The organism is Geobacillus sp. CCR, assembly GCF_052906625.1.
Genome location: NZ_JBREBQ010000024.1, coordinates 39,651 through 53,515, shown reverse-complemented (window position 1 = coordinate 53,515; position 13,865 = coordinate 39,651). Strand labels below are relative to the sequence as shown.

Here is a 13,865-nt window from a genome sequence, read left to right as displayed (position 1 = left end):
GATAGGTCCGAGGTGGAAGCGTGGCGACACGTGGAGCTGACGGATACTAATCGATCGAGGGCTTAACCAAGAAAAGCGCAGGCGAGCGGGTCGCCGCGACGGGCAAATGTTCTTCGCCTGCAGGGATTTCCGATCCCGAAGGCGAAGGTTATTTGACCCCGAGCGGCGGCGAGCCGGAGCTGGACAATGCGAAAAGCGCAGGCGAGCGGCTTCTTCCTGAGCACGGTTATCTAGTTTTGAGGGAATGAACTTCCTTCTTGACATTGTTTGTTTTTCAAGTATAATAAATGATGTCAAAATCCAAATGCTTGCCTAGTGGCTATGGCGGAGGGGAAACACCCGTTCCCATCCCGAACACGGAAGTTAAGCCCTCCAGCGCCGATGGTAGTTGGGGCCAGCGCCCCTGCAAGAGTAGGTCGCTGCTAGGCAATAAACGAGCAGCCAGTTGCATTGGTGCAATTGGCTGTTTTCGTTTTTTGAGGAAAAAACGATAAGGACCCGCTCAATGTCTCTCTTCCTTTCATCTACTAGTATAGAATGTTAGCAATGTGGGAAACATAGAGGATGGGAGGTGGAGAGCGTGAGGACATCAATAGCAGACCGGAATCAACGCGAACATGTATGCATCGTTTGTGAACAGGAAAAAAAGGAAGGGATTTTCCTTTTTGGCCATTTTCTTTGTTTGGACTGCAACCGGGCGATTGTGCAAACGAATACGGACGACCCGAACTACTCGTTTTATGTGCGGCAGCTGCGCAAAATGTTTACATCGAAAATTCACTCGTAATCAGGTCCTGCATTTGGGCCTGTTTTTATTTGCGATTGACGCGACTCGTGCGTTTTTTCGGGCGTTTGTGATACTATATGTTTGATGTTTCTCCTGCATATCCCATGCATTTCGGCAGTCTGCCCGGATGATGGCCGTTCTGGGACAGACAGCAAGGAAAGAGGATGATGATGGATCAAACGAAAACTCCTTTATATGACGCTCTCGTGCACCATTGGGCGCGCCGCCCGGTTTCGTTTCACGTGCCGGGACATAAATACGGCGCTTTGTTTTCGAAACGAGGGAGAGATATGTTTGCGCCGCTGTTGGCGTTGGATGCGACGGAAATTTCCGGCTTGGATGACTTGCATCATCCTGAGTCGGTGATTGCCGAGGCGCAGGCGCTGGCGGCGGAGCTGTATGGCGTTAGGGAGACGTTTTTCCTTGTGAACGGTTCGACGGCAGGGAATTTGGCAATGATCGCCGCCGTGTGTGATGGAAAGAGGAAGAAAGTGATTGTACAACGCAATTGCCATAAATCGGTGATGCATGCATTGCAACTCATGGAAGCCACTCCTGTTCTACTTGCTCCCGAGTTTGATCGTGATGTGTGTGTCGCTTCGCACATTCGTCCTAAAGCGGTCAAAGAGGCGTTGGCGCTTCATGATGATGTTGCTGCGGTTGTATTGACGAACCCAAATTATTATGGAATGGCCGCCGATTTGACAGAAATCGTCCGTCTAGTTCATGAACATGGCATTCCGGTGCTGGTTGATGAGGCGCATGGCGCCCATTTCGTTGTCGGCCCCCCTTTTCCGACATCGGCGCTTCGCTATGGCGCCGATGTTGTCGTGCAGTCGGCGCATAAAACGTTGCCGGCGATGACGATGGGAGCGTTTTTGCATGTAAACAGCGAGCGGGTTGATCTTGAGCGGTTGAAATATTTTTTGCAGTTGTTTCAGTCAAGCAGCCCGTCTTACCCGATTATGGCGTCGCTCGATTTGGCGCGGAGTTATGTCGCCCAGCTTTCAAAAAGCGATGCGGCGGCGATCGTGGCAGAAATTGAGAAGTTTAAAGCAGCCTTGGCCGATATTGACGGGGTGGCAGTCGTTTGTTCCCGCCATTTTGGCGTACAGACCGACCCGCTGAAAGTAACGGTGCAGACGCGCTGTTCCTTGACCGGGTATGAACTGCAACGTTGGCTTGAGCGCGAAGGGGTGTTTGTCGAGCTTGCTGATCGAATGAACGTGCTTTTCGTTTGCCCGCTGGCGGTAACCGGGCGGCTTCAGGAAGCAGCGGAGAAAATCAAACGAGCGTGGCGCGATTTGCCAGATGGCGAGGCGCCGGTGTGTGACGCTTCGCCTTTTCTCGGACCGCTTCTATCGGTTTTAGTCCCGTATAATGAACTGCGCCATTTGCGGACAAAAGCTGTGGCGCTCGAGGAAGCTGAAGGACATATAGCGGCGGAAACGGTCATTCCATATCCGCCTGGGGTGCCGCTCGTGTGGGTCGGAGAACGGATCGGCCGCGGCCATATTGAACAGATCCGCCAGCTTCTTTGTCAGCGGGCGCACATACAAGGCGGAAGCCGGCTGAAAGATGGTCAGCTGGTTGTATACGAATAGGAAGGATGGAAAGGATGCCGCGAGTGATGAACGGATGCTTTTTTTCGTTTGAAGGACCGGAAGGAGCCGGCAAAACGACGATGATCAGCAAATTGGAGTCGTTGTTGCGTGAGCGGGGGATTGACGTCGTGGCGACGAGGGAACCGGGCGGGGTGCGCATTGCCGAGGCGATTCGCTCAATCATTTTAAACCGTGATTATACGGAAATGGACGGGCGGACGGAGGCGCTTTTGTATGCGGCGGCGCGCCGGCAGCATTTGCTTGAGAAAATCGTGCCGGCGCTTGAGGCTGGGTGCGTCGTCCTTTGCGACCGGTTTGTTGACAGTTCCCTCGCCTACCAGGGATTTGCCCGCGGGCTTGGCATTGAGGAAGTATGGAAAATTAATGAGTTCGCTATTGATGGGTATATGCCGTCGCTGACGATTTATTTTGATATCGATCCGCAAATTGGGCTTGAACGAATCCGACGAAACCGCAGCCGGGAAGTGAATCGGCTTGACCTTGAAACGTTGTCTTTTCATGAGAAGGTGCGAGAAGGGTATCGGGAACTCGCCAGACGGTTTGCCGACCGCATTGTCGTCATCGACGCGAACCGCCCGCTTGATGATGTATTCGCTGAAACAACGGCCGCGGTGCTTTCCCGTTTGAAAGGAAGATGACAGCGCCATTTCCATGAATCCGACCGTGATGATTCCTAGTGGACATGATAGAATAGAAATAAGAAATCAAGGAAGAGTGATGGCGATGCGATGGGAACAGCTAGCGAAACGCCAGCCGGTGGTGGCGAAAATGCTGCAAAGCGGCTTGGAAAAAGGGCGGATTTCTCATGCGTACTTGTTTGAGGGGCAGCGGGGGACGGGCAAAAAAGCGGCCAGTTTGTTGTTGGCGAAACGTTTGTTTTGTCTGTCCCCAATCGGAGTTTCCCCGTGTCTGGAGTGCCGCAACTGCCGGCGCATCGACTCCGGCAACCACCCTGACGTCCGGGTGATCAGCCCAGACGGAGGATCAATCAAAAAGGAACAAATCGAATGGCTGCAGCAAGAGTTCTCGAAAACAGCGGTCGAGTCGGATAAAAAAATGTACATCGTTGAGCACGCCGATCAAATGACGACAAGCGCTGCCAACAGCCTTCTGAAATTTTTGGAAGAGCCGCATCCGGGGACGGTGGCGGTATTGCTGACTGAGCAATACCACCGCCTGCTAGGGACGATCGTTTCCCGCTGTCAAGTGCTTTCGTTCCGGCCGTTGCCGCCGGCAGAGCTCGCTCAGGGACTTGTCGAGGAGCACGTGCCGTTGCCGTTGGCGCTGTTGGCTGCCCATTTGACAAACAGCTTCGAGGAAGCACTGGCGCTTGCCCAAGATAGTTGGTTTGCCGAGGCGCGAACATTAGTGCTACAATGGTATGAGATGCTGGGCAAGCCGGAGCTGCAGCTTTTGTTTTTCATCCACGACCGCTTGTTTCCGCATTTTTTGGAAAACCATCAGCTTGACCTTGGACTTGATTTGCTTTTATATTTATACCGCGATTTATTGCATATTCAAGCCGGGCAGATGGACGGCGTGTTATACCGCGATCAGCTGGACCGCCTGCAACGATGGGCGCTTGCTTGCCCGCAGCGGCGGATTTTGGCTGGCATGGAAGCAATTTTACAAGCGAAAACGCGTTTAAATACAACAAATATGAGCACAGCGTTGCTTGTTGAGCAGCTCGTTCTTCAATTAAAGCGGTAAAGGAGGGAGAGCCGTTGTATACGGTAGTCGGCGTCCGTTTTAAAAAAGCAGGGAAAATTTATTATTTTGACCCTGGCGATGCCGTTATTCCCGTCGGCGAATTCGTCATTGTCGAGACGGTCCGAGGCATTGAGTACGGAAAAGTCGTCATCGCCAATAAACAAGTCGACGAAAACGACATCGTGCTGCCGCTCAAAAAAGTGATCCGCGTGGCGAATGAGAAAGATAAATGGATTGTAGAAGAAAACAAAAAGGCGGCGCGCGAGGCGTATGACATTTGCTTGCGCAAAGTGGAGGAGCACGGGCTGGAAATGAAGCTCGTCGATGTGGAATATACGTTTGACCGCAATAAAGTGATCTTTTATTTCACTGCCGATGGGCGCGTCGATTTCCGCGAGCTTGTGAAAGACTTAGCGTCGATTTTCCGCACGCGCATCGAGCTGCGGCAAATCGGGGTGCGCGATGAGGCGAAAATGCTTGGCGGCATCGGGCCGTGCGGCCGCATGCTTTGCTGTTCGACGTTTTTAGGCGATTTTGAACCGGTGTCGATCAAAATGGCGAAAGATCAAAACTTGTCGCTCAATCCAACGAAAATTTCCGGGCTGTGCGGCCGGCTGATGTGTTGCCTGAAATATGAAAACGAAGAGTATGAGACGGCGAAAGAACAACTCCCGGATTTAGGGGAATATGTCGAAACACCGCACGGCTTCGGCAAAGTCGTCGGCTTGAACATTTTAGAGCGGGTGTTGCAAATCGAGCTTCCAGAATTCGGACGGGTCGTCGAATATACACTCGATGAGCTGATGAAAAACGGGACGTTGTCCATTCGCGTCGCGGATTAATTTGGGGTGGGGCCAGTGGAAAAAGTAGATAAAAAAGAAGTGTTTCGATCAGTGGCCAATATGGAAGAGCAACTTAGTTATTTTTACCGCGAGCTGGTGCAGCTGAAACAGCGCGTAACGGAGCTGTTAGAAGAGAATCACCAGCTGCAAATCGAAAATGCTCATTTGCGCCGTCGGCTTGAACAATTGTCAGAAGCATGGGAAGAAGGCAAACGAAAAGGGGACAAACATGGCAAAAAACTCATCGACATTGGCGAAGGGTATGACAATTTAGCCCGCCTTTACCAAGAAGGGTTTCATATTTGTCACATCCATTACGGAAGCATTCGCACCGAGGGCGATTGTTTGTTTTGCTTGTCGTTTTTGAACAAAAACTAAAGGCAGCGCCACCCTTTCCGTTTCGGAAAGGTTATTTTTTTCAATGGAGGATCGTGCGTCATGGTGGAATTGTACGAGGATGAACGGCTCGATTATTTGTTTAACGAAGAGCTCCGCATCATTCAAAGTCCATCTGTATTTTCGTTTTCCCTTGATGCCGTGCTCCTTGCTCATTTTGCCTATATGCCGATTCAAAAGGGGCAGATTGTTGATTTGTGCACGGGCAACGGGGTGATTCCCCTCTTGTTGAGCCGGCGAACAAAAGGGACGATCATCGGCATCGAAATTCAAGAACGGCTTTGCGACATGGCGAGGCGAAGCGTGCAATACAACGGGCTTGAAGGACAAATCGAGATCATACACGGCGACATTAAAGAAGCGCCGCAACGGATCGGTTACAGCCGGTACGATGTCGTCACGTGCAACCCCCCGTATTTTCCGGCAGTCGGCAAAGACGAACTGAGCAAAAATGAACATATCGCCATCGCCCGCCATGAAATTTATTGCACCCTAGAGGATGTGATTCGAGTCAGCAGCCAGCTGTTGAAGCAAGGAGGGAAGGCGGCGTTCGTCCACCGGCCCGGGCGGCTGCTTGATCTTGTGACGCTCATGCGCCAATACCGTCTTGAGCCGAAACGGCTCCGCTTTGTGTACCCGAAAGAGGGCAAAGAGGCGAACATGATTTTAATTGAAGGGACAAAAGACGCAAGCCCGGACTTAAAAGTGTTGCCTCCGCTTGTCGTGTATAATGAGAATAACGAATATACTGAGGAGACGAAGCGGATCTTATATGGCATTATTTCATCTTAAAGGGGCGGAACAAGGATGCTTTGGCAGCAAAAAAGTTTTACCGAACAAACGGAGCAAGGGACACTGTACATCGTGCCGACGCCGATCGGCAATTTGGAGGATATGACGTTTCGTGCGGTTAGGACGCTTCAGGAAGCTGACGTCATCGCCGCCGAGGACACAAGGCAGACGAAAAAGCTGCTCGCCCATTTCGGCATTCATACGCCGCTCGTCAGCTACCATGAGCATAATAAATACGCGAGCGGCCGGCAGCTTGTCGAATGGCTGAAGGAAGGAAAAACGGTGGCATTGGTGAGCGACGCCGGGATGCCCGGCATTTCCGATCCGGGTTATGAGCTTATTGTTGCGGCGCTTGCCGAGCGCTGCCGCGTCGTCCCTCTTCCTGGAGCGAACGCGGCATTGACAGCGCTTGTCGCCTCCGGGCTGCCCACGGACCGCTTTTTGTTTGTCGGCTTTTTGGAACGGGCGAAAAAAGAGAAAAAAGAGCAGCTGCTGTCATTAAAAACAGCGGCGGAGACGTTAATTTTTTATGAGGCGCCCCACCGCTTGAAAGAAACGCTCGCTCTTATGTATGATATATTCGGCAATCGGCGCATCGCTCTTGGCCGCGAGTTGACGAAACGGTTTGAGGAGTTCATCCGCGGCGATTTAAGCGATGCGGTCGCCTGGGCGGAAGAACATGACACCCGCGGTGAATTTTGCCTCATTGTCGAAGGGGCGCGAGACGGGAATAAACAAGAGCAAGAGGGAGAGGAATGGTGGCAGCCGCTTTCGCTTGTCGAACATGTCGATTATTATATTCGCGAGCACAGCCTTTCCGTCAAGGAGGCGGTGAAACAGGCGGCCAGTGATCGAAATATGTCGAAACGCGACGTTTATCGGCAGTATCATCAACAGCAAGAAGAAGAAAAAAAAGAGTTTCTCTGAAGCCAGAGAAACTTTTTTATTCTTTTTCTTTGTCTGTTGCTGCTTCTAGATGCTGTTGGATCTCCTGCAACAAAATTTCTGCGCCTTCGCGGCTTAAAATGATTTTGCCGCCGGCCAGTTTGAAGTTGTCGTCCGACACTTCGCCGGTGACGACACACGTCATGTTCGGCTTATACTTTTTCAAAATGATGCGGTCATCGTCAACATAAATTTCCAACGCGTCTTTTTCGTTAATATCCAACGTACGTCGCAGCTCAATTGGAATGACGACGCGGCCTAACTCATCGACTTTACGCACGATCCCTGTCGATTTCATCGTCGATTCTCCTCTCCGCAAAAAAGTTTTTTGTCGTTTATTCGTCAATATTCGACAAATTTCCTACAACCTAATCATATCAGTGTTTCCATTAAGCGTCAATCCTTTAATATGTAAAATTTAAAAAAAATGTATATTGTTATTTCAAAAAAAGTTTGTTTAGAAAGAAAGGAGAAAACGAATGAATTTGCCCATCTAAACTCTATCCTTGTATAACAAATTCGCAGCGATGGCTGAAAACGCGGCCGTATTTTTGCCGGTTTGGGTATATTTTTTCAGCCCACGAGAAATAGATGTTTTTGTAGAATGAAAAAATTATGTAAAATAGAAGTAACGCCGCTCTCGTCGCCGGACGGGGGCTTTTGTGCTCAACAGTACGAGGGAGGGCCTAACCGATGGAGAAAAAAACGTTTTATTTGACGACGCCGATTTATTACCCGAGCGACCGCCTGCATATCGGTCATGCTTACACAACGGTGGCGGGGGACGCCATGGCTCGCTATAAACGGATGCGCGGCTACGATGTCATGTATTTGACCGGCACCGATGAGCATGGGCAAAAAATTCAGCGCAAGGCGGAAGAAAAAGGAGTAACGCCGCAGCAATACGTCGATGAGATCGTCGCTGGCATTCAGGAGCTATGGAAGAAGCTCGACATTTCCTACGACGATTTTATTCGCACAACGCAGGAGCGGCATAAAAAAGTCGTCGAACAAATTTTCACCCGTCTTGTCGAACAAGGCGATATTTATTTGGGCGAATATGAAGGCTGGTATTGTACGCCGTGCGAATCGTTTTACACTGAGCGGCAGCTTGTGGACGGCAACTGTCCGGACTGCGGCCGGCCTGTTGAGAAAGTGAAAGAAGAGTCCTATTTCTTCCGGATGAGCAAATATGTCGACCGCTTGTTGCAATATTACGAAGAAAATCCCGATTTTATCCAACCGGAATCGCGGAAAAATGAGATGATCAACAACTTCATTAAGCCGGGGCTTGAGGATTTGGCTGTGTCCCGGACGACGTTCGATTGGGGCATTAAAGTGCCAGGCAATCCGAAGCATGTCATCTATGTCTGGATCGACGCGCTTGCCAACTATATCACAGCGCTCGGCTACGGCACGGACAACGATGAAAAGTTCCGCAAATATTGGCCGGCGGACGTCCATTTGGTCGGCAAAGAAATCGTCCGTTTCCATACGATTTATTGGCCGATTATGTTGATGGCGCTCGGCTTGCCGTTGCCGAAAAAAGTATTCGGCCATGGCTGGTTGCTGATGAAGGATGGAAAAATGTCCAAATCGAAAGGAAATGTCGTCGACCCGGTGACGCTCATCGACCGGTATGGGCTTGATGCGCTCCGCTATTATTTGCTGCGGGAAGTGCCGTTCGGCGCTGATGGCGTGTTTACGCCGGAAGGATTTATTGAGCGCATCAACTATGACTTGGCCAACGACTTAGGCAACTTGTTGCACCGTACTGTGGCGATGATCGAGAAATATTTCGACGGCGTTATTCCGCCATACCGCGGGCCGAAAACACCGTTTGACCAAGAGTTGGCGCAAACGGCGCGCGAAGTGGTGCGTCAATATGAAGAAGCGATGGAGGGAATGGAGTTTTCCGTCGCGCTCGCCGCTGTTTGGCAGTTGATTAGCCGGACGAACAAATACATCGATGAAACGCAGCCATGGGTATTGGCGAAAGACGAACAGAAACGGGATGAGCTTGCCGCCGTCATGACCCACTTGGCTGAATCGCTTCGCCATACGGCGGTGCTGCTCCAGCCGTTTTTGACGCGCACGCCGGAGCGCATGTTCGCTCAGCTCGGCATCACTGATCATTCATTAAAAGAATGGGACAGCTTGTACGATTTCGGCCTCATTCCGGAAGGGACAAAAGTGCAAAAGGGAGAACCGCTCTTCCCGCGCCTCGACATCGAAGCGGAAGTGGAGTACATTAAGGCGCATATGCAAGGGGGCAAACCGGCCGCCGAACCGGTAAAAGAGGAAAAAAAAGCAGCGGAGGCGGCGGAAATTTCGATTGACGAGTTCGCCAAAATCGATTTGCGCGTCGCTGAAGTCATCCATGCCGAACGGATAAAAAACGCCGATAAGCTGTTGAAGCTTCAGCTTGACCTTGGCGGCGAGAAGCGGCAAGTGATCTCCGGCATTGCTGAGTTTTACAAACCAGAAGAACTAGTCGGCAAAAAAGTCATTTGCGTCGCCAATTTAAAACCAGCCAAGCTTCGCGGCGAATGGTCGGAAGGCATGATTCTAGCCGGAGGCAGCGGCGGGGAATTTTCGCTGGCGACGGTTGATCAACACGTGCCGAATGGAACGAAAATCAAATAACGGTTTGCTTGGCAGGGGGGTGTTGCGCTTGACACCTCCTTGTCGCTATTTTGTAATGGAAATGTTAACGAAATGTGACGTATGTAACCAATTTCTATGCTACACTTAACATCAAGGTGGAAAAGAGGGCATTAGTATGCTGTTTGATACGCACGCACATTTGAATGCAGTCCAATACGAAGAAGATTTGGAACAAGTCATTGAACGCGCCCGCGATGAAGGGGTTTCACACATTGTCGTCGTCGGGTTTGACCGTCCGACGATCGATCGGGCGATCGAGCTGGCCGAGCGGTATCCGTTTATTTATGCGGCGGTTGGCTGGCATCCGGTTGATGCGATCGAGATGACGGACGATGATTTGCAGATGATTGAACAGCTCGCCGCTCACCCGAAAGTCGTGGCGCTCGGCGAGATGGGGCTTGACTACCATTGGGATAAATCGCCGAAAGACGTGCAACAAGAGGTGTTCCGGCAGCAAATCCGGCTGGCTAAAAAGGTGAAGTTGCCGATCATTATTCATAACCGTGAGGCGACGGCAGATATTTTAAAAATTTTGCAAGAGGAAAACGCCGCCGAAGTCGGCGGGATTATGCATTGTTTCAGCGGCAGCGTCGAGGTGGCCAAACAGTGCATGGACATGAATTTTCTCATTTCCCTTGGCGGACCGGTCACGTTTAAAAATGCGAAAAAACCGAAGGAAGTGGCGAAGGAGATTCCACTGAGCCATTTATTGATCGAAACCGATTGTCCATATTTAACGCCTCACCCTTTCCGCGGCAAACGAAACGAGCCGAGCTATGTCAAATACGTTGCCGAAGCGATCGCACAGATCAAAAACATTTCTTTTGCCGAAGTAGCGGAAACAACGGCGGAAAATGCCAAAAAATTGTTCGCCATCGACCGCTAAAATTAGGCGTCGAACAGCGGGGAAGCTTGTCGAAGGTGCGGCGAAGACGATAAAATTCTACAAATTCAGCCGATATGAGCCAACCGCGTGTCGACAAGTCTTCCTTCCTTTTTCACTGAATTTTCTGCATAATAGAGTATGCTCGTGCGTACATGTTAAAGGGAGAGGGGAATTCCGTAGAAAAAGGAGGCGTTCATCTGATGTTGCCGAATGGGAGGAAATGGCTGGACTTATGGAGGAAAAACGTGACCGTCACAGCGGGCGGGTTTCTCGCCATCTCCGCGACGACAGGGGTTGCTGGATATGAGATGGCCAAAGACGATGTGACGCTGATCAAAAACGGAAACAAACAAGAAATTCGCACTCATGCGAAAACGGTGAAAGAGCTGCTTGCGGAGCAAAACATTCAACCGCGCAAAGAAGATTATGTTTATCCGTCTCTCCACTCACCGATCACCGACGATCTCCATATCGTTTGGGAAGCGAGCAAAGAAGTGACGCTGACGGTCAATGGAAAAAAGAAAAAGATATGGACGACAGCCGATACAGTCGCGGAGCTGCTCCGTTCGCAGCACGTGGCAGTCGGGCCGTATGACAAAGTGGCGCCGGCGCTTTCGGCGAAAATTCAAAAAGGCATGGACATCGGCGTTGAAAAGGCGTTTCCAGTCCACGTCAATGTCGGCGGTAAACAACAGCAGGTATGGACAACTTCGACTACGGTCGCTGACTTTTTGAAGCAGCAAGGGATTCAGCTAGGTCAACTCGATCGGATAGAGCCCTCCTTGCACGAAATGGTCAAAGAACAGATGACCATTTGTGTGGTCCGAGTAAAAAAAGTCACCGATGTAGTGGAAGAACCCGTCGACTTTGCCGTGGTGACAAAACGGGACGACTCATTGCCGAAAGGAGAGCGGCGCGTCATTCAGCCTGGAGAAAAAGGGATGGTTCAAAAAACGTATGAGGTGACATTGGAAAACGGCAAAGAAACGGCGCGCAAACTAATCGCTGCGAAAACGCTAAAAGAAAGCAAGGCGCGCATTGTCGCCATCGGCACGAAAACTGTGCGCTCAGCTGCCGCGCCCGACCGCCCGTCCTCGCGCGGCTCGGACCATGCCGCGAAGGAATTTTACGTCACCGCCACCGCCTACACTGCCTATTGTGCAGGCTGTTCAGGCATAACAAGCACGGGCATCAACTTGCGCAAAAATCCTTCCGCTAAAGTGATTGCGGTCGACCCGTCCATCATCCCCCTTGGGTCGAAAGTGTATGTGGAAGGATACGGATATGCCATTGCCGCTGACACCGGCTCAGGCATCCGCGGATATAAAATTGATGTGTTTTTCCCGGAACGGTCGGATGCGTTTCGTTGGGGCAGAAAGCGCGTGAAAATACGGGTATTGCCATAGAGATGCGATGGGAGAACGAAGCGGAGGGTTTTTTCCCTCTGCTTTTTTTCGCTATAATGGCATTGTGCCGCGACAATGCGCGCCGTTTCTGCTAAATTAGACGATGCAAACGGAAAAAAAGTTTCAGCGAAATTCAAAAAATAATAAGGGAATGAAGCGGCTTTCGGCGATGATTCGCCTTACTTTTGATTTTACCGGAAAGGAGGCATTGCAGAAATAGGAAAAAGAGACGATTCCGTTGTTTCTGCAATGGGAGGATGAAGATCAAAGAAGTGATCGTTGTGGAAGGAAAAGATGATACGGCGGCGATCCGGCGCGCCGTCGATGCCGATACAATCGAGACAAACGGAGCAGCAGTGGGCGCGGATGTCATTGAGCGGATCAAGCTGGCGAAAGAGCGCCGCGGCGTGATCATTTTTACCGATCCCGATTTTCCCGGCGAAAAAATTCGCCGCACGATTGCCGAACAGGTGCCGGGGTGCAAGCATGCCTTTTTGCCGCGCGAGGCAGCCAAAGCGAAAAACGGCAAGGGCATCGGGGTTGAGCACGCGTCCCCTGACGAAATCCGTCGGGCGCTCGCCAACGTGTATGAAGAGGCGTCGGATTGGAAGGAAGAAATTACGTTTGCTGAACTGATCGAGGCTGGGTTGATCGGCGGTGCGATGGCGCGCCGGCGGCGGCAGCGTCTCGGCGAGGAGCTGAAAATCGGCTATGCGAACGGTCGGCAGTTTCATAAGCGGCTGCAAGTGTTCCGCATTTCCCGTGATGCTTTTTATGCCGCGTTAGCGCACGTGATGCAGGAGGAGGCAGACGATGTATAAAGATATTGCAACACCGCGGCGGACGAAAGAAATTTTGGAGCGATATGGCTTTTCGTTTAAAAAGAGCCTTGGGCAAAACTTTTTGATCGATGCGAACATTTTGCGGAAAATCGTGGATGTTGCCGACATCTCCCCTGATACAGGAGCGATTGAAATCGGACCGGGCATCGGAGCGTTGACGGAACAATTGGCGCGACGGGCGAAAAAAGTCGTCGCTTTCGAAATCGACGGCCGACTGTTGCCCATTTTGGCCGACACGCTGTCTGCTTATGACAATGTGCGCATCTTTCACCAAGATGTATTAAAGGCCGACTTGCATGCCGTCATCGCCGAGGAACTGGCTGATGTAAGCGACCGGATGGTCGTCGCCAACTTACCTTATTATGTGACGACACCGATCATTATGAAGCTGCTTACCGAGCGGTTGCCGATCCGAGGCATGGTCGTCATGCTGCAAAAAGAAGTCGCCGACCGTCTTGCCGCTAAGCCAGGGACAAAAGATTACGGCTCGCTGACGATCGCTGTGCAGTATTATACCGAAGCGGAAGTCGTCATGACGGTGCCGCGCACCGTCTTTATGCCGCAGCCGAACGTTGATTCTGCTGTCATCCGGCTCGTAAAGCGGCAGCATCCGCCTGTTGTTGTCGACGATGAGGGCGTGTTTTTCCAAGTAGTGCGGGCAAGCTTCGCCCAGCGCCGCAAAACGCTGTTCAACAACTTAACAAACAATTTGCCGGGAGGAAAAGAGAACAAAGAGAAAATTGAACGAGTGCTCGTTGCTTTGGGCATTGACCCGCGCCGCCGCGGAGAGACGCTTGACATCGCTGAGTTTGCTTCATTAAGCAACGCGTTGGCACCGCTTTTCGGCAAATGAAGGAGTCGTAAAGAAAGCGCTCCTCTAGGGGGCAGCGGTCTTTTCGTCAACCAAAGCCGTCCAAACAGGCGTCTATCACCTATTGTCCGCACGTGCATATCGTATGGATGACAA

14 protein-coding genes and 1 rRNA gene are annotated in these 13,865 nt (G+C 51.2%); 14 read left to right on the top strand and 1 reads right to left on the bottom strand.

Annotation, left to right across the window (positions count from 1 at the left end; genetic code table 11):
• The first annotated feature begins 311 nt into the window (after nt 1-311).
• The 9 genes from rrf (at nt 312) to rsmI (ending at nt 7,079) form a co-directional block, all read left to right on the top strand.
• A 5S ribosomal RNA gene (gene rrf / locus ACVBDQ_RS12880) occupies nt 312-428 on the top strand.
• 152 nt (nt 429-580) lie between these two features.
• Nucleotides 581-787: a sigma factor G inhibitor Gin gene (locus ACVBDQ_RS12875; RefSeq protein ID WP_011229538.1), complete on the top strand. Its 207-nt coding sequence runs from the start codon at nt 581-583 to the stop codon at nt 785-787.
• Nucleotides 788-957: 170 nt separating this feature from the next.
• Complete coding sequence (locus tag ACVBDQ_RS12870; RefSeq protein ID WP_025039043.1) at nt 958-2,391, top strand: aminotransferase class I/II-fold pyridoxal phosphate-dependent enzyme; 1,434 nt, start codon at nt 958-960, stop codon at nt 2,389-2,391.
• 26 nt (nt 2,392-2,417) lie between these two features.
• Nucleotides 2,418-3,050, top strand: coding sequence for a dTMP kinase (gene tmk / locus ACVBDQ_RS12865; RefSeq protein WP_014194560.1), 633 nt, complete (start codon nt 2,418-2,420; stop codon nt 3,048-3,050).
• Nucleotides 3,051-3,129: 79 nt separating this feature from the next.
• Nucleotides 3,130-4,122, top strand: coding sequence for a DNA polymerase III subunit delta' (gene holB, locus ACVBDQ_RS12860; RefSeq protein WP_021322628.1), 993 nt, complete (start codon nt 3,130-3,132; stop codon nt 4,120-4,122).
• Nucleotides 4,123-4,136: 14 nt separating this feature from the next.
• Nucleotides 4,137-4,964: a PSP1 domain-containing protein gene (locus tag ACVBDQ_RS12855; protein WP_012820432.1), complete on the top strand. Its 828-nt coding sequence runs from the start codon at nt 4,137-4,139 to the stop codon at nt 4,962-4,964.
• A 15-nt stretch (nt 4,965-4,979) separates the two neighbouring features.
• Nucleotides 4,980-5,342, top strand: coding sequence for a DNA replication initiation control protein YabA (gene yabA, locus ACVBDQ_RS12850; RefSeq protein ID WP_011229543.1), 363 nt, complete (start codon nt 4,980-4,982; stop codon nt 5,340-5,342).
• 60 nt (nt 5,343-5,402) lie between these two features.
• A complete protein-coding gene (locus ACVBDQ_RS12845) occupies nt 5,403-6,152 on the top strand; it encodes a tRNA1(Val) (adenine(37)-N6)-methyltransferase (protein WP_014194562.1) in 750 nt (249 codons plus the stop codon).
• Nucleotides 6,153-6,167: 15 nt separating this feature from the next.
• A complete protein-coding gene (gene rsmI, locus ACVBDQ_RS12840; RefSeq protein WP_014194563.1) occupies nt 6,168-7,079 on the top strand; it encodes a 16S rRNA (cytidine(1402)-2'-O)-methyltransferase in 912 nt (303 codons plus the stop codon).
• A 16-nt stretch (nt 7,080-7,095) separates the two neighbouring features.
• Here the strand turns inward: rsmI and ACVBDQ_RS12835 are convergent, their stop codons facing one another.
• Entirely contained in the window at nt 7,096-7,395 is a 300-nt protein-coding gene (locus tag ACVBDQ_RS12835) for an AbrB/MazE/SpoVT family DNA-binding domain-containing protein (RefSeq protein ID WP_011229546.1), read from the bottom strand.
• 395 nt (nt 7,396-7,790) lie between these two features.
• Between ACVBDQ_RS12835 and metG the strand changes: the two genes are divergently transcribed.
• The 5 genes from metG (at nt 7,791) to rsmA (ending at nt 13,751) form a co-directional block, all read left to right on the top strand.
• On the top strand, nt 7,791-9,743 hold the full coding sequence (gene metG, locus ACVBDQ_RS12830) for a methionine--tRNA ligase (RefSeq protein WP_014194565.1): 1,953 nt from the start codon (nt 7,791-7,793) through the stop codon (nt 9,741-9,743).
• A gap of 136 nt (nt 9,744-9,879) precedes the next feature.
• Complete coding sequence (locus ACVBDQ_RS12825) at nt 9,880-10,650, top strand: TatD family hydrolase (protein ID WP_013143959.1); 771 nt, start codon at nt 9,880-9,882, stop codon at nt 10,648-10,650.
• A 200-nt stretch (nt 10,651-10,850) separates the two neighbouring features.
• Nucleotides 10,851-12,056, top strand: a complete 1,206-nt coding sequence (locus ACVBDQ_RS12820; RefSeq protein WP_014194566.1) for a G5 and 3D domain-containing protein — start codon at nt 10,851-10,853, stop codon at nt 12,054-12,056.
• Between the two features lie 257 nt (nt 12,057-12,313).
• The gene (rnmV, locus tag ACVBDQ_RS12815; RefSeq protein WP_014194568.1) at nt 12,314-12,877 is read left to right on the top strand and encodes a ribonuclease M5; all 564 of its coding nucleotides are present in this window, start codon (nt 12,314-12,316) and stop codon (nt 12,875-12,877) included.
• Nucleotides 12,870-13,751, top strand: a complete 882-nt coding sequence (gene rsmA / locus ACVBDQ_RS12810) for a 16S rRNA (adenine(1518)-N(6)/adenine(1519)-N(6))-dimethyltransferase RsmA (protein ID WP_014194569.1) — start codon at nt 12,870-12,872, stop codon at nt 13,749-13,751. The genes rnmV and rsmA overlap by 8 nt, the downstream gene beginning before the upstream one ends.
• The last annotated feature ends 114 nt before the right edge of the window (nt 13,752-13,865 follow it).

Bases quoted from the DNA above. Each gene is read 5' to 3' on its own strand.
- rsmA (WP_014194569.1), top strand. From the start codon at position 12,870: ATGTATAAAGATATTGCAACACCGCGGCGGACGAAAGAAATTTTGGAG.
- rnmV (WP_014194568.1), top strand. From the start codon at position 12,314: ATGAAGATCAAAGAAGTGATCGTTGTGGAAGGAAAAGATGATACGGCG.
- holB (WP_021322628.1), top strand. From the start codon at position 3,130: ATGGCGATGCGATGGGAACAGCTAGCGAAACGCCAGCCGGTGGTGGCG.
- ACVBDQ_RS12835 (WP_011229546.1), bottom strand. From the start codon at position 7,395: ATGAAATCGACAGGGATCGTGCGTAAAGTCGATGAGTTAGGCCGCGTC.
- ACVBDQ_RS12845 (WP_014194562.1), top strand. From the start codon at position 5,403: ATGGTGGAATTGTACGAGGATGAACGGCTCGATTATTTGTTTAACGAA.
- tmk (WP_014194560.1), top strand. From the start codon at position 2,418: ATGAACGGATGCTTTTTTTCGTTTGAAGGACCGGAAGGAGCCGGCAAA.
- metG (WP_014194565.1), top strand. From the start codon at position 7,791: ATGGAGAAAAAAACGTTTTATTTGACGACGCCGATTTATTACCCGAGC.
- ACVBDQ_RS12825 (WP_013143959.1), top strand. From the start codon at position 9,880: ATGCTGTTTGATACGCACGCACATTTGAATGCAGTCCAATACGAAGAA.
- ACVBDQ_RS12870 (WP_025039043.1), top strand. From the start codon at position 958: ATGGATCAAACGAAAACTCCTTTATATGACGCTCTCGTGCACCATTGG.
- ACVBDQ_RS12820 (WP_014194566.1), top strand. From the start codon at position 10,851: ATGTTGCCGAATGGGAGGAAATGGCTGGACTTATGGAGGAAAAACGTG.
- rsmI (WP_014194563.1), top strand. From the start codon at position 6,168: ATGCTTTGGCAGCAAAAAAGTTTTACCGAACAAACGGAGCAAGGGACA.